The following is a 19,128-nucleotide window of genomic DNA, read 5'->3' as shown; positions in this document are numbered from 1 at the left end:
ATCCCTTTCACTCTGGGTAAAATCATCAAAATTACCGGCTTGGCTACCCAATCTTGTCCCAAAGGTTGAACGGGCTGTCCCTTTTTTACATACAAATGCTTCTAGCGATAGGAACAAGCTCAGGTTGTACGCTTTCCGATCGCAAAATAAGGAGATAGGGGAGATTTTGCATGGGATATGGAAGAAATGAAGAAAACGCGCTTCGGGAAATTCGTGAATTGGAGCGTGCATTGGAACAAGCCATCCGGGCTCTTCGTGTAGCGCTGAACCAACTGCGTGAGATTGAAGAGAATTTTGAAGACGACTAAGATGTAACCACAAAGAAGTCAGGCCCATCCCGCAAGATTGGGATGGGCCTGGATTACATAGGTAGGATTCATTCCTTTTGCAGCAGCTTGTAGATTTTCAGGGCGAGCTGGATCTGCAGCAGCTCCTCGGAGTGCTTGAGGTCCGTGCCGAGAATCTCCTTGATCTTGTCGATTCGATAAATGAACGTGTTGCGATGGATGAACAGAGCTTTCGCTGCTTCGCTCACGTTTTGATTATGAGAAAAATAGCTCTCAAGCGTCGTCATGAAGCTGGTGCCAAATCCAAGATCGTGCTCATGGACTTTCCCCAGTCGTTTTAAAAAGAAATCCTCCAGCTCGCTTGCCTTGATATTGGATTCGAGAAAGTGATAGATCGAATAGTCTTCAAAGTGGGAGACGGCACCCTTCCCATCGAATTTGTGCTTGAGCCGGATGGCTTCGTGGGCTTCGGAAAAGCTCTTGTGCAAAGAGGTGATGGTCTTGTACTGACGACCAATCCCGACAGAAAAGGTCGTTTTCTTGACCTTGGCCAGCAGCGTCTCGTACAGCTCATCGGCAAACTGCTTCGCTTCACTGATCGTAATGGTGGGTCTGTACTCGTTTTGCCCAACCAGCACGATGACGCGGTTATTGCGGTAAAAGCACATGATTTCCCCATTGGCAGAGCTGGCGTGTTCATAAACGAGGTCGACACATTTTTTCGCGATCAGGTCCTGCTCATATTTTCGGACGACCATGTCTTCGAGACTGCCCACCACGTCAGGCTCAATCGTAATGACCATGCAGTAGTACATGTAGTTCGCGTTGATTCCGTGCAGATCGCACAGCGGCTGGATCGAATCGATCGAGGTGAGCTTTCCCGTGAGCAGATCATCAAAAAAGTCCTGCCGGATCGTCAGCTTGACCTCCTCGAGCTCACGGGTGCGTATCCTCTCCAGCGCAAGAATGGTGGAGGACTGCTCCAGAACGATGTAGTCAAACTCGGTCAGCTCCCGCATCGTTTGCCATACGATGATATAGCCGTAAATGTAGTTGGCGACTGCGACCGGCAGGATGCGGCATTTGATTTCCCGGCCTTTGGAATGATAGATCCGTTTCACCGATTTCTTGATCTGGCTGATGTTGCGGGGGATCGTATCCGTGAATTCTTTGGTGAAGACAGGGCGGTTTCGTACCAGATGCAGGCAGGAGGCGAGCGGGATGGGATTGTCCTTGACCTCTGTGTAGTGCAGCAGGTTCCAGTCCCGGTCGAGAAAGAGGATCGGGTTGTTGATGTTGTCTGACAGCTCGGCAGAGATCCGGTCGATACCGCCGCCTTCCAGCGCGATGCGGAACAGCGAGTTGTGCATGTCGAGCGATTTGCGGTTAAGCAGGTCGTACCTTCCCGACGCCTTTTCGTTGATGATCGCGATCACTTTAGACAAGGTGTACTCAAACGGCAGGGCCAACAGCGGCAGTCCGTATTGGTTGGCCAGATCGATCATGTTTTGCGGGATTTCATCGAAGTAGCGATGCATCTTGATACACAAGCCAGAGCAGTTGATTTCAGCCAGCTCCTTGATGATCCGGTTTTGCAGCTCCTCGTTATCTTTGAAAATAAAACCGGTCGACAAGAGCAGCTCATTGGGAGTAAGCCAGTCAAAAGCGTCCGGGTTTTCCATGATGTTGACGATCGAGACGACGTTGTTGATGCCTTGCTCTCCGGCGATGATGCGCATGCCGTCTATCGATTTGATCTGAAGCAGGTCTTTGATCGTGAGCACTTGGTGGCACTCCTTTCCAAGTAAGCTGCTAGGAATAAGAATTGTGCATTGTGCACAACGAAGCCGATTCTTTTTTAGTTTCGATACACAATGACGACAGAGTGGATCCTGCCTACAATAAGGCTGCAGGGGTTTCATACCCGCTATTTCACCCGTCTATCTACGGTAGGCGGCGTTTTATACCAGTCAACTATATCATAGGGATTTGATTGTGCAATCTGTTCTTTTTGATAGGCTGACTAGGATAGCAGGAGGTACAACATGGCTGATAATCAACTCGTACAATCGTTCCTTGCAGCAGCGAGCGAGGGCAATATCGCAGCACTCCAAAATTACGTAGCGCAAGGCGTCGATATCAATGCGCGAAACAAGCAGAAAAGAACCGCAATTTTGCTGGCGGCGATGAACGATCACTACAACGCAGTCGAGTATTTGATCGAGGCTGGGGCAGATATTGATCTGCAGGATGAAACCTGCTTCAATCCGTTCCTGTACGGCTGCATCAACGGCAAATTGGAGCTTGTGAAGCTGATGGTCAAAGCAGGTACGAACCTCGAGCTGTTGACTCGCTTCGGCGGCGTAGGGATTACCCCTGCTTGCGAAAAAGGTCATGTGGAAATCGTGCGTGAGCTCCTCACCACCACTGACATCAATGTGAACCATACCAATTTTGTCGGTTGGACACCGCTCATCGAAGCGATCATTTTGAATGACGGCGGTGAGAGGCAGCAGACGATCATCAAGCTGCTCATCGAACACGGAGTAAACGTGAATATGGTGGACAAATACGGCGTCACACCACTTACGCTGGCAAGACAAAAAGGCTTCAAGGAAATCGAGCAAATCCTGCTCGATGCCGGGGCGTACTAAACGAGCGTGATACAAGCTCAAGCATTGTCGGGTGATGCCGATTTTCTGAATCAAGTCGCCAGTGGCGTGTTTAGCGGGTCTGTTCACAGCCTTTTTGACAGGACGATCAACCTGCATTGCAGAGAGAAGGAAGAGCTGTTCACGATCGCCTGTGTGGAGCTGGATAACGGGCCAAATACGCTAGTGACGGATCGAAAGCGCTTTCAAAACCTGGGAGTAGCGGTGGACGACCCAGTGTTTGTGAGAGACGGTGCGTTGTTCATCGGTCAGGCACTGGCGTTAACCTGGCAGCAGGCCAAGCAATGGGAATGCAGGCTCCCGGTTTATCCGGAAAAGGATCAGAAGCTGCGGGAGCATGTTGCTTTCATAAAGGAGTACGTAGCCGCTCATGGAAAGCCGGGCGGTTTGAAAAAGGCGTCATCGCCAGCCAATGTTTTTGAAGCAGAAGTCTCGGCGCTCTTGGGTGCGAGAACGAGTCAGCTGTATCAGTCGCTGGCTCTTGGCAGGTGGTCCGAGGCATGCGAGCTCGCGATTGGGCTCGTGGGGCTCGGACCTGGATTGACGCCATCAGGAGACGATTATCTTGCGGGATTGTTTAGCGTCTATCATCTGCCGAACGCTCCGTGCTGTTTGCCATACCCATTTTTCGAAAAGCTTGCCCTCGAAACATGCCAGCGAACGAACGAAATCAGTTACATGATGATCAAAAAAGCAGCGGTCGGCCACGTAAGAGAATCGATCGTAAGTCTGCTCCAAGCCGCCATCGAGGGAACGGTCGATGACGTCATTCGCTCTTTGGACAAAGTGCTCAGCATCGGCTCGTCGTCGGGCACTGACATGACGATGGGGCTGGTCAGCGGACTCATGCTCCAATTAGAAACGGGAGGTAACGTATGTCTATCAAAGTCGTGATCAAGAAGAGCACCTATTTTGATTCCGTGTCGCTGATGTCCTTGTCGACAAAAGCGAACCAGCTTTCAGGTGTGGAACAAGCAGTTATCGCGATGGGTACGGAAATGAACAAGGAAGTCCTGCGCAACGTCGGACTATTGACTCAAGAAATCGAAGAGGCGAAAAGCAGTGATCTGATGATCGTCGTGAAAGCAGAGACGGACGAGCTTTGCGACGATGCTTTCGCTGGCATCGAGGAGCTTTTCGCCAAAAAAGGCGAAACCAAAGGCGCGAGCGAGGTCAAATATGCAACCATCGACTCGGCTGCCAAAAGCATCCCGGAAGCAAACCTCGCCATCATCTCCGTGAACGGTGCGTTTGCCGCGAGAGAAGCGCACAAGGCATTGGAAAACGACCTGCACGTCATGCTGTTTAGCGACAACGTCAGCATCGAGGAAGAAATCTCTTTGAAGCAATACGCGCACGAAAAAGGCCTCTTGATGATGGGACCTGACTGCGGTACTGCGATTATCGGAAACGTAGCCCTGTGCTTCGGAAATGCCGTTCGCAAAGGAAGCATCGGGATCGTAGCCGCTTCGGGAACAGGCAGCCAAGAGGTGAGCGTACGCATTCACGACTTCGGCGGCGGGATCACCCAGCTGATCGGTACAGGCGGTCGCGATCTGAGCGAGCAAGTAGGCGGCATCATGATGCTGGATGGAATCAAAGCGTTGGACGAGGATGAAGCGACAAAAGTCATCGTGCTGATCTCCAAGCCTCCAGCACCAAGCGTGGAAGAAAAAGTGCTGGCACAAGTGAAAGAGTGCAAAAAGCCAGTAGTCGTGTACTTCATCGGTGGTAAAGAAGAAGCGGTCCTCGCGGCAGGCGCGCATTTCGCGAAAACCTCGAAGGAAGCGGCTCTCAAAGCCGTCGTTTTGGCAGGAGCCAACGAAGACGAAATCAACAAGCGCGCTCTGAACTGGCCGCTGATTGAAGAAGTCCGCGCCAAGCTGACTCCTGAGCAAAAGTACGTGCGTGGACTGTTCTGCGGCGGTACCTTGTGCGATGAGGCGATGTACATCGCGATGGAAACGTTTGGAGACGTATACAGCAACATCCAGAAGAACTCGGATTACAAGCTGAAAAACCTGCATGAGAGCAAGGCGCACACCTTCCTGGATATGGGCGATGATGACTTTACGAACGGCAAACCGCATCCGATGATCGACCCGTCCTCCCGTATTGCCAGATTCCTGCAGGAAGCGAAGGATCCTTCTGTTGGCGTCATCCTGATGGACTTCATCCTGGGCTTTGGTGCAAACGAAGATCCAGTGGGTGTTATGCTGCCAGCGATCCTCGAGGCGAAGCAGCTGGCTGAAAAAGAAGGACGTCATCTGGAAATTCTCGGCTATGTAATGGGAACTGATCTGGACTCTCCGAAGTTTGAGGATCAGGTGAACAAGCTGATGGCAGCAGGTGTAACCATCGCGAGCAGCAGCACGAGCGCAGGTCTGTTGGCTAGAGAATTCGTAACGAAAGGGGCTTAACGATGAGCAAAATCAACGAGCTGTTTTCAAGTAAAATTCATGCGATCAACGTAGGGATCGAATTTTTTAAAGATGACATCATCAAGCAGCAAGCAGGTGCGACACACCTGGAGTGGAAACCGCCAGGCGGTGGCAAGCCTGAGCTGATCGCTGCTTTGGATCGACTGGAAAACCCAGAGCTGGCAGAGAAAATCGAAGCGGCAAACAAGGTGGCTGTCGAGCGGATCATTCAGTCCCAGCCGATGCTGGTGGGCTTTGACCAAGCGATCAATGTCGTTCCAGGAATGACCAAGACGACGATCCTGCACGCAGGACCTCCAATTGCGTGGGAGAAAATGAACGGAGCGATGAAGGGTGCCGTTACAGGTGCGCTCGTATTCGAAGGCTTGGCAAAGGATATCGAGGAAGCAGAGAAAGTAGCAGCGTCCGGCGAGATTACCTTTGCTCCATGCCACGAGCACAACTGCGTTGGCTCCATGGCAGGTGTCACTTCCGCATCGATGTTCATGCATGTGGTCAAGAACAAGACGTACGGCAACGTGGCATACACAAACATGAGCGAGCAAATGTCTAAAATCCTCCGAATGGGTGCAAATGACGAAAGTGTCATTACCCGTCTGAACTGGATGCGCGACGTGCTCGGTCCAATGCTGCGCGATGCGATGAAAATCGCGGGCGAAATCGATTTGCGCCTCATGCTCGCTCAAGCTTTGCACATGGGCGACGAGTGCCATAACCGCAACAATGCGGGTACGGTTCTGCTGATCCAAGCTCTGACTCCGTACATCCTGGAAACAGATTACACGAAGGAGCAAAAACGCCAAGTCTTTGATTTCGTAGCAAGCAGCGACTACTTCTCGGGTCCGACCTGGATGGCTATGTGCAAATGTGCTCTCGACGCAGCGCACGGAATCGAGAACAGCACCATCGTCACAACTATGGCGCGCAATGGCGTAGAGTTTGGAATCCGCGTCAGCGGCATGCCAGGCAACACATGGTTCACTGGCCCTGCGCAAAAGGTAATTGGACCGATGTTTGCAGGCTACAAGCCGGAAGACTCCGGACTGGATATCGGTGACAGCGCGATTACGGAAACGTATGGCATCGGCGGCTTTGCGATGGCAGCGGCGCCAGCGATCGTGGCACTGGTTGGTGGAACCGTAGAAGAAGCGATCGGCTTCTCTACCAAAATGAAAGAAATCACAACCGCAGAAAATCCGAATGTGACGATCCCGATCCTGAATTTCCAAGGGGTCGCTACAGGCATCGATATTCGCAACGTGGTGCAAACCGGTATTTTGCCGATCATCAATACGGCGATTGCCCACAAAGAAGCAGGGATCGGCATGATCGGTGCGGGTATCACGTACCCACCGATTGAGGCTTTTGAAAAGGCCCTCCTGACTTTGAGCGAGCGTATCAGCTAACAAGCCCTCTTCTGGCGCACGAGGCTCTCGCGCAACATGCGAGGGTCACGTGCAGAGAAGGCTTGATGAAGGAGAATGGAACATGGCACAACTAGATTGGCAATCATCGAATGAAAAAGAATCGAGAGAGCAGTGGAAATCCTATGGCTATTCCGAGGATATTTTACCGAAATCCTCTGCAGAGCGCGATTGGGGTATCTTTTCCTATATAACGGTTTGGATGGGCGCTGTTCACAACATCATGTCGTATATGACGGTCGCTGGGTTCTTTGCACTCGGTCTGAGCGTTCCTCAAGTGTTCTGGGCGGTGATGCTGTCCGCTGCCATCGTTTCCGCTGGCTATGTGCTGAACGGCTACTCAGCCTCCAAGTACGGGATTCCGTTTGCCATGCTGCTGCGCGATTCGTTTGGGGTAAAAGGGTCCGTCATTCCAGCTCTGTGCCGCGGTCTGATCGCTGGGGTCGTCTTTTTTGGAGCGACGACAGTTGTAGGGGCGCAATCGTTGAACGTGATATTTGCCAAAATCTTTCCGGGGTACATGTCCTGGGGAGCAGGCTTTGACTTGTTTGGCTTGGACTTTCCGACCATGCTCTCGTACATTGTTTTGTGGGTAGTAACCGTCCTGTTGTTTTTAGGCGGAATGAACATCCTGAGTGTATTTAGCAAGTACTCGTCTCCTGTCGTCTACATCTTCATCATCGGCGCAGCGATCTGGGCGATTTGGATTGCAGGTGGGGTAGGGCCGATTATGGACTACGTGCCAGCTAAGCCAATGGAAAACGGTCTCGTGTTCATCGCATGCGTGAGTGCACTGGTCTCCAACTGGGCAGGTCCGATCGTGAACATCTCTGACCTGACACAGCGTGCGAAAACACCGCGGGCAGCGATAGTCGGTTTGCCGTTTGGAATGATCGTCTCCTACGTTCTGTTCGCGATCACGTGCATTGGCTTGATCGTCGGCACGGAAATCGCGTTTGGACAGACGATTTTCAACATCGTGGATGCCATCGGAAAAATCGAAAATCAGTTTTCCGTCATCGTCCTGATTTTGGCTTTGAATGTAGGGGCTACAGGCTTTGTGGTTTTTGGCAATGCTATCGAGCTACTACATTGAGCGTAAACGAAAGCTGGATTTGTCCACGATCTACGTGAAGCCTGGAGATAACGGGAGATATGTGAGCGGCTACAATCTGGTTGCCTGCGTGGTCATGGCGATCAGCTTCATCTTTCCAATGTCCGGTGCCTTCTTCACGAATGTTCCTCTGTTGGCTACGCTCAATCAATTCGCCTTTTTCAGTGGGCTGATTCTTTCCTTCGTGCTCTACACGCTTTGCTATCGTTTGAACAAATCCAACTAAGTGTTTCTGCCCAGTGAACCGTAGAGACCATATCATCAGAAAAAGGGGTATACAGATGGGAGAACTTGTTATTGTTGCGATCGGAGGCAACGCACTCGTAAAAGAAAATGGACGTGACTCGATCCAGGATCAATATGAAGCCGTGAAAGAAACGGTGTCCCATATTGCCGATATGATCGAGGAAGGCTACAAGGTAGTGGTAACGCATGGCAATGGCCCGCAAGTAGGATTCGCGATGCGCCGTTGTGAGATTGCGAACGAAATCACAGGGATGCCGACTATCCCGCTGGTGAACTGCGTGGCAGAAACACAGGGCGGGATTGGCTATCAGATTCAGCAAGCGTTGACGAACGAATTTGCAAAGCGCGGCATGAAGCAGAAAGTAGCGAGCGTGATTACCCAAGTGGAGGTCAGCATCGATGACCCGAACTTCCAGAATCCTACGAAGCCCGTCGGTTCCTTCTTTACACTGGAGCAAGCCGAAGCGATGAAGACGGAGCACCCTGATTGGGTGATGGTGGAAGATTCCGGACGAGGGTATCGCCGTGTCGTTCCTTCCCCACGTCCGATCGATATCATCGAAAAGGATGCGATCAAGTCCTTGATCGACTCCGGTTATGTGGTGATTGCAGCAGGCGGCGGGGGCATCCCAGTCGTGAAGACGGGTGACAATGCGTACGACGGGATCGATGCGGTGATCGACAAAGACTTTGCGACGAGCCTCTTGGCGGAGCAAATCCAGGCGGAGACGCTCATTATCACCACGGGTGTTCCCCGCGTTTGCATCAACTTCGGGAAGTCTAACCAAAAGGCGCTGGAGCAAATCAGCATCGAAGAAACCAAGCAGTATATCGCAGAGGAGCACTTCGCCAAAGGCAGCATGCTGCCGAAGATCGAAGCGAGCCTGAGCTTCCTAGAAAAAAGCGGATCCCGTGTCATCATCACGAACCCGGAGAGCTTAAAAGACGCGGTCAACAATCAGGCAGGCACGCACATTGTGAAATAAGGGCAGAAAAGGGAGGCAAGCATCACGATGGATTACATGAAGCTAGCAGTAGAGAAGACCATCGAAGGGATGGACAACCATATCGGAGGTCCTTTCGGGGCAGCGGTAGTGAAAGATGGCGAAATTATTGTCGTGTGCAGCAACCGCATGATTGCAGATAACGATCCGACCCAGCACGCTGAAATGGTAGCGATTCGCGAAGCGTGCAAAATTCTCGGCACGATGAATCTGGAAGGCTGCGTAATTTACGCGACGTGCGAGCCTTGCCCGATGTGCGTAGGTGCCATCATGTGGGCGGGCATCAAAGAAGTATACTACTGCTCCACCAACGACGATGCGCATGAGCACGGTTTTTCGGACAAGCATCTGCGCGACTACTTGTCGGGCAAAGACATGAGTGCGCTGAACATGATCAAGGTAGAGAAGCGTGAGGACTGCGATCATCTGTTCACGCATTTCCATCACCAAGCAAACGTGTAAGCGGCGAGAGGAGAGGGGAGGCAGTGTCATGGTCTTTGGGGCACTGCCCTTCTCCTGCCATTCATGAGGCTTCAGACAGCATGATTTCCCTATCAACTCCATGATCGGCTCTCATTCATTCTCATCGGATTTCAACAGGCTCGAAGCACTGATGTCTTCATCCATCTTTCATTACGTAGGAGCTGAGCGAAAATGGATCAAATGATGAAAGGGTTTCTGTGGAAAAAGGGCGACTGGGCAGCGTATTTTGGACTATTGGCGAACAACCTGACCAACCTTCTGACGATGATTGCGCTGCTGCTGTTCGTGGTAGGCTTTCCGGAAGACATTGTGTATGGTCGCGTGGTTCCGGCTTTTGGTCTGGGGATTTGCCTGGCCAGTATTTGCTATTTCGTGTTTGGCTACTACTTGGCGAAGAAGACAGGGCGAAAAGATGTAACGGCACTGCCTTCCGGTCCGAGTGCACCCTCGATTTTTACCGTTACGTTTCTGGTTATCCTGCCTGTTTATTTGTCGACCAAGAACGCTGAATTTGCTTTTCAGATCGCCCTCGTCTGGTGCTTTTTTGAAGCGATGATTCTCGTTGTCGGTTCGTTCCTCGGGGATACCATCCGCCGCATGATTCCACGCACGGTTTTGCTCTCTTGCCTGTCAGGTCTGGGTCTGCTGCTTTTGGCGATGAACCCGATGCTGCAATCGTTTGAGACACCGCTCGTGGCATTTGCAGTCCTCATTATCATTTTCCTCAACTGGTTCGGGAAATCGCCACTATTTGCCAAGATCCCGACAGGCTTTCTGCTGCTGGCGACCGGAACCGCGCTGGCGTGGATTTTCGGCTTGCAGGATCCGGCAGCGATCGCAGCATCCATGCAGTCGTTTGGCTTCAATCCTCCTACGGTTCACATCGACAGCTTGATCCAAGGAATTCCTCATGCCCTGCCTTATTTAGCCTCAGCAGTACCACTCGGACTCGCCAATTACATCTTTGACCTGGAAAACATCGAGAGTGCCCATGCGGCAGGTGACGAATACAATACGCGAAAAGTCATGCTGGCCAATGGAATCTCCTCCATCATCGGTTGCTTCTGCGGAAATCCGTATCCGGTAACTGTGTATGTGGGGCACGCAGGCTGGAAATCACTGGGGGCAGGTATTGGCTACACAGTGGCTACAGGCTTGTCCATGTTTATCATCTCACTTTTCGGACTCGGGGCGTTTTTGCTGGCGGTCATTCCTGTCGCAGCCATCGTACCGATCCTGGTGTACATCGGGATCGTGACAGCCAATCAGGTGGTTCGGGAGACGCCGAAGCTGGAGGTACCGGTGATCTTCATATGTATGTTCCCGTGGATCGCAAACTGGGCATTGACGCTTACGAACAACGTTTTGTCAGCAGCAGGAACGACGGGCGCGAAGGTCGGGGCAGCCGTCCTCGCAAACAAAGGCGTTTATTACAACGGTCTTGTGCATTTGGGAAATGGGGCACCGCTCAGCAGTATGGTCTGGGGATGCATCGCCATTTTTGCCATCACCAATAAACCGATGCGGGCTGCCATCGCCGGTGCGACTGGCTCTGTCTTGTCTCTGTTCGGCATCATTCACGCGCCGACTGTCGGATTTGCTCAAGCCCCTTCCATGCAGTTCGTTTACGCCTATCTCATGGTGGCTGCGATCTTCGTCGGCAAGCATATGATGGATCGCAATTCACCGCAGACTCAGCTGCAGGAGTCGAATGTAAAGGCATAGTCTTTGCAATTTGTAAGAGCATGCAGGAGAAGCCCTCAAGAGGTTGAGGAGGTCTTGCGGGAAAGATGAAGAAAGGAACTTGCGAAGAGGAGGGATGGGCATGGAAATGAACAGAGCAAGGAGAGGAGTCTGAACTGCCAAAAGGTTTGGCCAAGCCTGCACAACGAGCACTCGCGCAAGCAGGCTTCTTCCGTCTCGAGCAGCTAGCCAAAGTAAGCGAAGCCGAGCTTCTCAAGCTTCACGGTATGGGACCCAAAGCAATGGGGCAGCTGCGGGCTGCGCTAGCCGAAAAAGGGTTGAGCTTTGCGGAGTAGGGCGGTAATGACCTGTAGCCGCGGCAAGCTACCTAGACCGTTCCAAAAGTAATTTTCATGCTGGGCGCATAAGTCATGGGGACAGAAGCAGTATAGGCGATCGACAAAAGCTTTTCCGCTGCATATTGTCGCTCCGCTTCTTCCCTGCTCATTCCACGCTCCTGCAGTTGGGAAGTGAACGTCCTTGGGTCGCCGGGATCCGGGAAAGCCAGTGCTTTGTAAAGCTTGGCCGCATCTTCGGGGTTTACTTGCGGATTTGATACATGCACTTTGTCGCTTTGCCGGCACTGTACTTCACGCAAGCCGAGCTGCTGAAAAAGCAAGGGCAGCTTCAAGCCGATGTTGCCGTCCTTTCCGGTGCGCTTCAAAGGCGATCATTTTTCCGCCTGCCTTCACATGATGGATCATTTTTGTCAGCAGGCGCACAGGTTCGGACAGATGCAGCAGCACCGCATGGCACACGGCGAGATCGTATGTTTTTTCGATTGGAATGACCCCAGTGAGGTGGCCCTACGAACCGGAGCTTTTTTCTCCGTTTTCCGAATGTAAATAACCGCCACCATAAAGGTGACGGTATTCATCGAGCTCGTTAGGTTTTAGGGTGTTACCGATAATCACGTGCGACGCATCTACCTCCGTAATGAAGCTAGAAGTCTATTGCAGTGAACGGTTTTCCCTTACTCGCTGGGTGATCGTGTAAATCATCCATGGCACATCGCCTCCTAGAAGACTAAAGCCTGTTTGAATAACACACCACCGAGCTCGATGACTTTATTATGGTCCATTCTCGTTTTTATATACACGCACATCTCAAATCTTTTTGAGGACGACAAAAACTCGATTGAACGGCTGCAGCGAGGCGTTGGCATATTTTTGCCGAGGCGTCACACGGTCCCACACAATTTGTCCCCCATATGCATTGGCTATAGGATAAGTCCGAGAAAAAAGGATGAAGGCGATATGGCACGTGCGGATGACAAGCTGACAGTGATTTTTCAAAAAGGAAATAAACGCATGGTTGTTAAATCCCCACTGAATGGCAATCGGCAGGTAGTCGTGGTCCTTAATAGCCAATTCACCAATGCTCCCAATACGACGCAGATTTAGTGCGGCAGGCAACAACGCGAGCATCGACTCCACCAACTCCCAGCAGCAACAGGCCGTTGGAGCAGGCGGCAAAGCCAAAAACCGTGGGTTGAAAGGCAAGCAGGTGGGACCTGTCCAAAGAAATGGCGCCCGCAAAGGTGATAACGGGCAGAACAAAGCAGTCGTCATCGTCAATGACCAGGTGGTTAAGCTGGCGAGGCGAAATGGCAACAATTCGGCTACCCAAGTGGCAGGCGGCGGAGGAACGGACAGTACTGGCGGAACCAATGCCGCCATTGAAAGCCTGAATACGAAGCAGCAGCATGCAGTTGGCGGAGGACCTGGCTCCGTCGCTTACAATAAGAGTGCGAAAAGCAATCAAAAAGGAAAAGGGAAGAAAAAGCGAGCAGCTGGCACTGGAAAAAAGGGGAAGAAGCGCCGCAGCGTCAAAAGCAGTAGAAAATCAAAGAAAAGATAAGGGAAACAGAGCCAAGTCCTCAGGGGGAACTGGCTCTGTTCGTTTTCGGCGAGAAGGGTTCCATTAATTGTCATCGTGAAGGGGCTGGCTAGCTTGGACAAATGGAGTTGGACAAGTAAATCAATCGGAAAGAAGGAATTATCAGGAAAATATGGAATTTTATAAGCCGATAAAAAAGAAAAGGGGAATAATTGGTGGGCAAAGGAAAAGCCAGCGTGGCTCTTGCTCTGATCCTCCTGATGATATTGTCAGGATGCGCGGATGTAAAGACGCATGGAGAGCCGCATGAAAAAGAAAAAACCGTTTCGTCCGTGGAAGCACGAGTGGAAAAATATCTTTCCTCCGATGACATTTCCATCTTCGTAGAGAACAAAGCTGCCAAGCCAGACGAGTTTATCGTCTATTCCAGTCTGCCGCCAAAAGGTCAGGAGCTGGAACGAAAAATATTGGCACTTCGCATTGTCAATCAGGTGATGCGTGACTACCCAAAGGCCACCTTTATCAGCATTTGGGACAACGCGGAAGCAGCAGGACAGATTGCCAAGAACGGGGATCTGGATGCATCCTGGGATGGATATCTCCACCAAGTCGCCTTTGCCATCAAAAACGCGCATGGGGTACGGGTGTCCTATGCGCTCGGCCCGGATGATTTCGATAATATTTCTTTTGGAATGTCTCTCTCTAGGTAGAGGCATTCTTTTTTTTTGTCGGCAGGCATGCTTAACTGTCCGTCCTGTTTACGGAATCCCGCGTGTCCTGCAGCAGCTGCTCCGTGTAGGTTTGTTCGTACTTATCAGGAGTCAGCCGTACCTTTCGTTTTCTCCGCGAAAAGAACTCGTAAGCGCCCCCATACAGCAAGAGTCCACCGATCACTAGGATCAAAAATACCCATAGCTTCATCCAGCAAGCCTCCTTTTTCTCCCCATATTCATAGTCAGAAATTTGGCGCGAAATACGAAAAGTGTAAAGTGCTTTACTGATTCCGGTCGAGCTCTTCCTGTATCGTGAAGGTATTACATCGATAGGCCATCCAAGACGGAGCGGTACAGCATCGCTTCATCCTCGATGACGTACAAGCCGCCATTTTTAGAGAGGATGTGCCTTCTCTCCAGCTCCTTCATCGTCCCTGCGACGGTGACGCGAGAGGTGCCGACGACATTGGCCAGCTCCTGATGGGTGAAACGGACCGTAATGATTCGTTTCCCCTCGATTCCTTTGCCGTAAGTACTCCCCAGCTGCAGCAGGGTGAAGCAGATCCGCTGGGCAGCAGAGTAAAAACTGAGCTGCATGGTGTGAGAAGCGAGAATCCGGTTCTTTCCATCGAGAAAACGCAGGACCTGATGAGCGAGTGTAAGATTTGTTGAAAACGCTTCCTTGAAGCGCTCGACTGGAATCTTCAGAAGGGTTGCTTTACTCGCCGTGATTGCCCCGTTGTTGTAGGTGGGATGGTCAAACAGCCCGCATTCGCCAAGCAGTCCGCTTTTTCCAATGATGGCGATCGCCTTTTCTTCTCCGGAAGGGGTGGTAAGAAAGAGGCGGATACGTCCCTGCAGGACAACGTAGACATGCTTTGCTGCCTGATCCTGATGAAAAATGGATTCGTGCTTTTGGTACGGGACGGTTTGCCCGAGGGGATAGACCTCATGCCAGTCGTAGGGGAGATCCTCCATCCAGGGCGAGGTTTTGTCATCGAAGAACGAAATCATGATCTGTATCACTCCACAATCATTGAACAGTAGAAAGAGGGATTGTTATGACGTTTCCATTTGCCCGTGAGAGAGGCTATTTTCCGATTGTAAACGAAAAAATTCAGCTGTCCAGCTGCTCGCAAAGCGCTTTGAGCATGCAAGTGCAGGAAGCGATCGCCGCTTATGTGGACACCTTGCGCTACACCGGGATGGACTGGAATCTGTGGATGGATAAGGTGGAGGAAGCCAAAGGACAGTTCGCCCGACTGATCAACGCTTCTCGGGAAGAGATCGCGGTGCTGTCCTCTGTTTCAGACTGTGCCTCTTCTGTTGCTACTGCCCTGGACTTCTCGGGGGAGCGCAATCAGATCGTCACGACCGAAATGGATTTTCCCAGCATTGGTCACGTGTGGCTGGCCCAGCAGAAACGAGGCGCACAGGTGCAGTTTATTCCATCGGCAGATTCTGTTATACCGTTAGCGTACTACAGCGAGTCGGTGAATGAACAGACCCTGATTACGTCGATTCCCCACGTATCGTATTACAACGGCTTCAAGCAGGATGTACAGCAAATCGCCCAGATCGTCCATGAAAAAGGCTCATATCTGTTCGTAGACGCCTATCAGTCTGCGGGTAGCGTGCAGATTGACGTAAAAGCGATGGACATTGATTTTCTGGCAGCGGGCGTCCAAAAGTACATGCTGGGGATCCCGGGGATTGCTTTCCTGTATGTCCGCAAAGAGGTAGCGGAAAAGCTTACGCCAGTCGTAACGGGCTGGTTCGGGCGTGTCAGCCCGTTTGCGTTTGACATCAAGCAACTGGATTTTGCCCAGGCAGCACGTCGCTTTGAGACGGGGACCCCTCCGATGATCAATGGCTACGCGGCGGCGGCAAGCATCGGCATGCTAAACGAAATCGGGGTAGACCGGATTGAAGCTTATCTGCAAAGCCTGTCCCGTACGGCGATTGCCTACGCGCAGGAAAAAGGGCTGCGGGTGATGAGCCCTCTCGATTTGAGCCAAAAGGCAGCCAACACGGCCATCTACATTCCGCAAGCCTCCAAAGCGGAAGCCATTCTCAAGGAAAAAGGAATCCTGGTCTCGGCTCGCAACGATGTGATTCGGATCGCTCCGCACTTCTACAACACAGAGCAAGAAGTAAAGGCAGCGATCGACGCGTTGGCTGCTCTTGGGAATCGATGAACAACGCGTCCCTCGTAAAATCGCTCGGGAAGGAATGGAGCATGATTTTGGCGGGTACGGCATTGGTGGCGCTCGCGTACTACCTATTCATGCAGCCCAATGAAATCACAGCTCCAGGCTTGGGGGGAGTAGCTGTTTTGCTCGGCTACTTTCTCCCGATCTCCCTCGGACTGATTTACTTCTTGCTAAATGTACCGCTATTTCTGCTAGGTTACCGATTCGTCGGGCGCAAATTTGTCGTCAACAGCTTGGTCGGTATGGTGAGTTTGTCGCTGTTCTTATGGGTATTTTCTTTCCTTCCCGGTTGGCATCAGCCGCTGGCAGGAGTGCTGCTCGGGGGCATAGTCAGTGGGGCGGGGATTGCATTGGTCCTACGTGCCGGTGGAACGACAGGCGGTGTCGATATCGCTTGCGTGGTTCTGAACAAGATTTGGCCAGCCGCTACGATCGGCAAAATGATGATCGCCCTGAACGCCCTGATCGTTATCGCTTCCTGGCTGGTATCGGATGCGCTGCACTCGATTTTTACGCTTCTCTCTTTGATTGTCGCAGGAAAAGCGGTCGACGTGTTCATGGTATGGGGGCAGCGAAACCGTGGTGAACAGCAGGCCGAGGCAGGTACGACAGGTTAATTCGCAATATTTGAAATCGAAAGTCATGACGGGGGGCAACTGTATGAAGGATAAGGACAACTTTCTCGAACGTGAATCAGGTCTACACCGAGGATTAACCAAAAGTCAGCTGACGATGATCGGGCTTGGGGGAGCGATTGGAACCGGGCTGTTTATGGGGAGTGCCATCGCAATCAGCTACGCAGGGCCGGGAGTCATCCTCAGCTATGTGATTGCAGCGTTTATCGCCGTGATCATGATGTTCTCTCTCTCGGAAATGGCTGTCGCCCATCCGACTGCGGGATCCTTCGGGGTCTATGCAGAAAAGTATTTGGGCGGCTGGGCAGGCTTTACCTCTCGCTGGACGTACTGGGCCGCGCAGGTCATTGCGGTAGGCGGAGAAGCGGTCGCGGTCGGTATCTATATGACTTACTGGTTCCCAGACATTCCGGTATGGGTCTGGACCCTCGGATTTGGTGCGGCTTTGCTCTACGTCAATTCTCGTTCGGTTGAGAACTTCGGCAGCATTGAGTATTGGTTCGCTATGATCAAGGTAGTAGCTATTATTGCTTTCATCATTTTCGGTATCGCGGTCGTGCTGGGGATCGGGACACCAGCAGTCGGCTTTGAAAACTTTACCAAGCATGACGGATTTTTGCCGCACGGGTTTGGCGGCGTATGGATGGCGGTGCTGATGGCGATCTTCAGCTTTGTCGGGGTAGAAGTCATCGCTGTGACGGCTGGGGAGGCCAAGGACCCGCGTTCGGCTGTTCCTCGGGCGATGCGTACGATGGTTGTCCGTTTGATCATCTTTTACTTCCTCGCGATGGGAATCATGATCGCTGTCGTTCCTTGGATCAATGCAGGTGCAAAGGAAATCGCCCAAAGCCCGTTTGTTCTCGTTTTTGATCACGTCGGGATATCCGCTGCAGCAGGTATCATGAACTTCGTCGTCCTGACAGCAGCCTTGTCCAGCATGAATACCAATCTGTACATGACTTCGCGGATGATCTTTTCCTTGTCGCGCAGCAATTACGCACCAGAGTCTTTTGGCAAGCTGAACAAGGACGGCACACCGGTCAACGCCCTGCTGCTGTCGAGCATTGGTGTGGCGCTCGCAGCTCTCATCTCCAAAATCAGTCCGTTGGCGTATAACTACTTGTTTGGAATTGCCTTGTTCGGTGCCTTGTATGTTTGGCTGTTGACGCTTTTGTCGCATTTGAAATTCCGCAAGCAATGGGAGCAAAATGGAGGAGAGAAGCTTCCTGTCCGTGCACCGTTGTTTCCGGTCCTGCAGATCATCGGGATCGTACTGATCGCCGCGATCTTGATTACCATGGGCTTGGATACGGAGTTCTGGAACGTCTCCTGGATTATCGGAGTTCCATGGCTGGTTTTCCTCACCCTGATCTACTATGCCAAGTACAAGAAAAAGCTATCGCATGCGGATTCGAACCAGTCTGGAAAAACGGCATAAGAGGAAGGATCAGCAGTCCACCTTATCTGAGGTGGACTTTTTGCTGTCTGCAGGGACTAGAGTGGGGGAGTTTGCAAAAGCATGATGATCTGCATCGGTGTGAACAGGCTAAAATGCTTGAAATCCTTGATGAAATGAGCCTGATCGTAGTAGCCATGCTCGTTGGCGATCGTTCCCGAAGTGCTCGTCCGGTTCATCATGGCAGAGAGTGTATTTTGAAAGCGAGTGATGCGGCTGTACTGCTTCGGCGAGAGCCCGAGTGTGTCGACGAACTTTTTGCGGATATAGCGGCTGGATAGGCCGATGTCATCTGCGAGAGTATCGACAGTCACGTTCCCTTTGGATTGATAGATTTGCTGCAAGCAATAGGGAAGCAGTCCAGTAGGTTGCTCGGATGACAGCAGCTTCGGCAGCAAATATTTCTCGAAATGCGCGATGCGCTCCTCAAACAGCTCCAGCTCCGCGATGTCATCACAGAGACTTTCAGCTCCATGCATGACGTCACTCACATTTGGCTGACGGTCGATCAGATCGCGAAACGGAGTGGGGGACAGATACAAGCTTTGCAAGGGCGTGAGACGTACACCGAAATAGGTGGCGCCATTCTGAAAGGGAATGGTTTCCCCTTTCAGAATGGTCCCGCACATCAGGGAATGAGGGCGAAGGGGATCACAGCAGATCAGCACATCCATGCAGCCATCAGGTACGACGCGAATGGCATGGACAGACGTTCCCATAACGTATTGGTAATAGAGGACGGTCTGGCCTTGATAAGGGACAAGCTTTTCCTGATAGCTGCTGGTTTCCAGACGAAACCCGTACTGCACAGGAGGTAGATTGGCGGCGATTTCAAAGCGATTCATTCATCCATAACCA

Annotated in this window: 22 protein-coding genes; 17 read left to right on the top strand and 5 right to left on the bottom strand. The window is 51.8% G+C overall.

Going from position 1 to position 19,128, the window contains the following annotated elements:
- The first annotated feature begins 170 nt into the window (after positions 1–170).
- Entirely contained in the window at positions 171–308 is a 138-nt protein-coding gene (locus ACLIN2_RS22850) for a hypothetical protein (protein WP_170184444.1), read from the top strand.
- A gap of 68 nt (positions 309–376) precedes the next feature.
- Here the strand turns inward: ACLIN2_RS22850 and ACLIN2_RS22845 are convergent, their stop codons facing one another.
- On the bottom strand, positions 377–2,071 hold the full coding sequence (locus ACLIN2_RS22845; protein WP_411502228.1) for a PucR family transcriptional regulator: 1,695 nt from the start codon (positions 2,069–2,071) through the stop codon (positions 377–379).
- 261 nt (positions 2,072–2,332) lie between these two features.
- Here ACLIN2_RS22845 and ACLIN2_RS22840 point away from each other — a divergent pair, with 261 nt between their 5' ends.
- From ACLIN2_RS22840 to ACLIN2_RS22795, 10 genes are all read left to right on the top strand, one after another.
- Positions 2,333–2,941, top strand: coding sequence for an ankyrin repeat domain-containing protein (locus ACLIN2_RS22840; protein ID WP_122961299.1), 609 nt, complete (start codon positions 2,333–2,335; stop codon positions 2,939–2,941).
- A gap of 6 nt (positions 2,942–2,947) precedes the next feature.
- Positions 2,948–3,853 (top strand): DUF2877 domain-containing protein, encoded by a 906-nt coding sequence (locus ACLIN2_RS22835; protein ID WP_411502227.1) that lies wholly within the window; start codon positions 2,948–2,950, stop codon positions 3,851–3,853.
- A complete protein-coding gene (gene fdrA, locus ACLIN2_RS22830; RefSeq protein WP_411502226.1) occupies positions 3,835–5,379 on the top strand; it encodes an acyl-CoA synthetase FdrA in 1,545 nt (514 codons plus the stop codon). The genes ACLIN2_RS22835 and fdrA overlap by 19 nt, the downstream gene beginning before the upstream one ends.
- 2 nt (positions 5,380–5,381) lie before the next feature.
- Positions 5,382–6,806: a DUF1116 domain-containing protein gene (locus ACLIN2_RS22825; RefSeq protein ID WP_411502225.1), complete on the top strand. Its 1,425-nt coding sequence runs from the start codon at positions 5,382–5,384 to the stop codon at positions 6,804–6,806.
- Positions 6,807–6,888: 82 nt separating this feature from the next.
- Entirely contained in the window at positions 6,889–7,920 is a 1,032-nt protein-coding gene (locus ACLIN2_RS22820; RefSeq protein ID WP_411502224.1) for a cytosine permease, read from the top strand.
- The gene (locus ACLIN2_RS22815; RefSeq protein ID WP_411502223.1) at positions 7,883–8,164 is read left to right on the top strand and encodes a hypothetical protein; all 282 of its coding nucleotides are present in this window, start codon (positions 7,883–7,885) and stop codon (positions 8,162–8,164) included. Before ACLIN2_RS22820 ends, ACLIN2_RS22815 begins: the two co-directional genes overlap by 38 nt.
- A 55-nt stretch (positions 8,165–8,219) precedes the next feature.
- On the top strand, positions 8,220–9,170 hold the full coding sequence (arcC, locus tag ACLIN2_RS22810; RefSeq protein WP_411502222.1) for a carbamate kinase: 951 nt from the start codon (positions 8,220–8,222) through the stop codon (positions 9,168–9,170).
- Between the two features lie 27 nt (positions 9,171–9,197).
- The gene (locus ACLIN2_RS22805) at positions 9,198–9,650 is read left to right on the top strand and encodes a nucleoside deaminase (RefSeq protein WP_411502221.1); all 453 of its coding nucleotides are present in this window, start codon (positions 9,198–9,200) and stop codon (positions 9,648–9,650) included.
- A 192-nt stretch (positions 9,651–9,842) separates the two neighbouring features.
- Positions 9,843–11,396, top strand: a complete 1,554-nt coding sequence (locus ACLIN2_RS22800) for a xanthine permease (protein ID WP_411502220.1) — start codon at positions 9,843–9,845, stop codon at positions 11,394–11,396.
- Positions 11,397–11,542: 146 nt separating this feature from the next.
- Positions 11,543–11,710, top strand: a complete 168-nt coding sequence (locus ACLIN2_RS22795; RefSeq protein ID WP_411502219.1) for a DNA-binding protein — start codon at positions 11,543–11,545, stop codon at positions 11,708–11,710.
- 32 nt (positions 11,711–11,742) lie between these two features.
- Here ACLIN2_RS22795 and ACLIN2_RS22790 read toward each other — a convergent pair whose 3' ends face one another.
- Positions 11,743–12,078, bottom strand: coding sequence for a hypothetical protein (locus ACLIN2_RS22790; protein ID WP_411502218.1), 336 nt, complete (start codon positions 12,076–12,078; stop codon positions 11,743–11,745).
- Positions 12,079–12,670: 592 nt separating this feature from the next.
- Here ACLIN2_RS22790 and ACLIN2_RS22785 point away from each other — a divergent pair.
- From ACLIN2_RS22785 to ACLIN2_RS22775, 3 genes are all read left to right on the top strand, one after another.
- Positions 12,671–12,817: a hypothetical protein gene (locus ACLIN2_RS22785; RefSeq protein ID WP_400585586.1), complete on the top strand. Its 147-nt coding sequence runs from the start codon at positions 12,671–12,673 to the stop codon at positions 12,815–12,817.
- Positions 12,792–13,274, top strand: coding sequence for a hypothetical protein (locus ACLIN2_RS22780; protein WP_411502217.1), 483 nt, complete (start codon positions 12,792–12,794; stop codon positions 13,272–13,274). Before ACLIN2_RS22785 ends, ACLIN2_RS22780 begins: the two co-directional genes overlap by 26 nt.
- 194 nt (positions 13,275–13,468) lie before the next feature.
- Positions 13,469–13,963 carry a hypothetical protein gene (locus ACLIN2_RS22775; RefSeq protein WP_122961297.1) on the top strand — a complete coding sequence of 165 codons (495 nt, stop codon included), beginning with the start codon at positions 13,469–13,471 and terminating at the stop codon, positions 13,961–13,963.
- 31 nt (positions 13,964–13,994) lie between these two features.
- Here the strand turns inward: ACLIN2_RS22775 and ACLIN2_RS22770 are convergent, their stop codons facing one another.
- Positions 13,995–14,174 carry a hypothetical protein gene (locus tag ACLIN2_RS22770; RefSeq protein WP_411502216.1) on the bottom strand — a complete coding sequence of 60 codons (180 nt, stop codon included), beginning with the start codon at positions 14,172–14,174 and terminating at the stop codon, positions 13,995–13,997.
- Positions 14,175–14,287: 113 nt separating this feature from the next.
- Positions 14,288–14,980: a Crp/Fnr family transcriptional regulator gene (locus ACLIN2_RS22765; RefSeq protein WP_411502215.1), complete on the bottom strand. Its 693-nt coding sequence runs from the start codon at positions 14,978–14,980 to the stop codon at positions 14,288–14,290.
- A 47-nt stretch (positions 14,981–15,027) separates the two neighbouring features.
- Here ACLIN2_RS22765 and ACLIN2_RS22760 point away from each other — a divergent pair, with 47 nt between their 5' ends.
- From ACLIN2_RS22760 to ACLIN2_RS22750, 3 genes are read left to right on the top strand one after another with little or no spacing between them, the layout of a single operon-like run.
- The gene (locus ACLIN2_RS22760) at positions 15,028–16,164 is read left to right on the top strand and encodes an aminotransferase class V-fold PLP-dependent enzyme (protein ID WP_411502214.1); all 1,137 of its coding nucleotides are present in this window, start codon (positions 15,028–15,030) and stop codon (positions 16,162–16,164) included.
- Positions 16,165–16,205: 41 nt separating this feature from the next.
- Positions 16,206–16,796, top strand: a complete 591-nt coding sequence (locus ACLIN2_RS22755; protein WP_411502213.1) for a YitT family protein — start codon at positions 16,206–16,208, stop codon at positions 16,794–16,796.
- Between the two features lie 43 nt (positions 16,797–16,839).
- Entirely contained in the window at positions 16,840–18,252 is a 1,413-nt protein-coding gene (locus ACLIN2_RS22750) for an amino acid permease (RefSeq protein ID WP_328210544.1), read from the top strand.
- A gap of 56 nt (positions 18,253–18,308) precedes the next feature.
- On the opposite strand, the gene ACLIN2_RS22745 is transcribed toward ACLIN2_RS22750, so the two are convergent.
- Entirely contained in the window at positions 18,309–19,115 is an 807-nt protein-coding gene (locus tag ACLIN2_RS22745; RefSeq protein ID WP_411502212.1) for a helix-turn-helix domain-containing protein, read from the bottom strand.
- Between the last annotated feature and the right edge of the window lie 13 nt (positions 19,116–19,128).

This window comes from Brevibacillus centrosporus (assembly GCF_046622605.1).
Classification (GTDB): domain Bacteria; phylum Bacillota; class Bacilli; order Brevibacillales; family Brevibacillaceae; genus Brevibacillus; species Brevibacillus centrosporus.
Note: the sequence above shows the minus strand (reverse complement) of the source record. Positions and strands in the feature narration are given on the sequence as shown.

Bases quoted from the DNA above. Each gene is read 5' to 3' on its own strand.
- ACLIN2_RS22765 (WP_411502215.1), bottom strand. From the start codon at position 14,980: ATGATTTCGTTCTTCGATGACAAAACCTCGCCCTGGATGGAGGATCTC.
- ACLIN2_RS22745 (WP_411502212.1), bottom strand. From the start codon at position 19,115: ATGAATCGCTTTGAAATCGCCGCCAATCTACCTCCTGTGCAGTACGGG.
- ACLIN2_RS22780 (WP_411502217.1), top strand. From the start codon at position 12,792: ATGCTCCCAATACGACGCAGATTTAGTGCGGCAGGCAACAACGCGAGC.
- ACLIN2_RS22820 (WP_411502224.1), top strand. From the start codon at position 6,889: ATGGCACAACTAGATTGGCAATCATCGAATGAAAAAGAATCGAGAGAG.
- ACLIN2_RS22770 (WP_411502216.1), bottom strand. From the start codon at position 14,174: ATGAAGCTATGGGTATTTTTGATCCTAGTGATCGGTGGACTCTTGCTG.
- ACLIN2_RS22760 (WP_411502214.1), top strand. From the start codon at position 15,028: ATGACGTTTCCATTTGCCCGTGAGAGAGGCTATTTTCCGATTGTAAAC.
- fdrA (WP_411502226.1), top strand. From the start codon at position 3,835: ATGTCTATCAAAGTCGTGATCAAGAAGAGCACCTATTTTGATTCCGTG.
- ACLIN2_RS22825 (WP_411502225.1), top strand. From the start codon at position 5,382: ATGAGCAAAATCAACGAGCTGTTTTCAAGTAAAATTCATGCGATCAAC.
- ACLIN2_RS22785 (WP_400585586.1), top strand. From the start codon at position 12,671: ATGGCACGTGCGGATGACAAGCTGACAGTGATTTTTCAAAAAGGAAAT.
- ACLIN2_RS22750 (WP_328210544.1), top strand. From the start codon at position 16,840: ATGAAGGATAAGGACAACTTTCTCGAACGTGAATCAGGTCTACACCGA.
- ACLIN2_RS22800 (WP_411502220.1), top strand. From the start codon at position 9,843: ATGGATCAAATGATGAAAGGGTTTCTGTGGAAAAAGGGCGACTGGGCA.
- ACLIN2_RS22840 (WP_122961299.1), top strand. From the start codon at position 2,333: ATGGCTGATAATCAACTCGTACAATCGTTCCTTGCAGCAGCGAGCGAG.
- ACLIN2_RS22805 (WP_411502221.1), top strand. From the start codon at position 9,198: ATGGATTACATGAAGCTAGCAGTAGAGAAGACCATCGAAGGGATGGAC.
- arcC (WP_411502222.1), top strand. From the start codon at position 8,220: ATGGGAGAACTTGTTATTGTTGCGATCGGAGGCAACGCACTCGTAAAA.
- ACLIN2_RS22755 (WP_411502213.1), top strand. From the start codon at position 16,206: ATGATTTTGGCGGGTACGGCATTGGTGGCGCTCGCGTACTACCTATTC.
- ACLIN2_RS22850 (WP_170184444.1), top strand. From the start codon at position 171: ATGGGATATGGAAGAAATGAAGAAAACGCGCTTCGGGAAATTCGTGAA.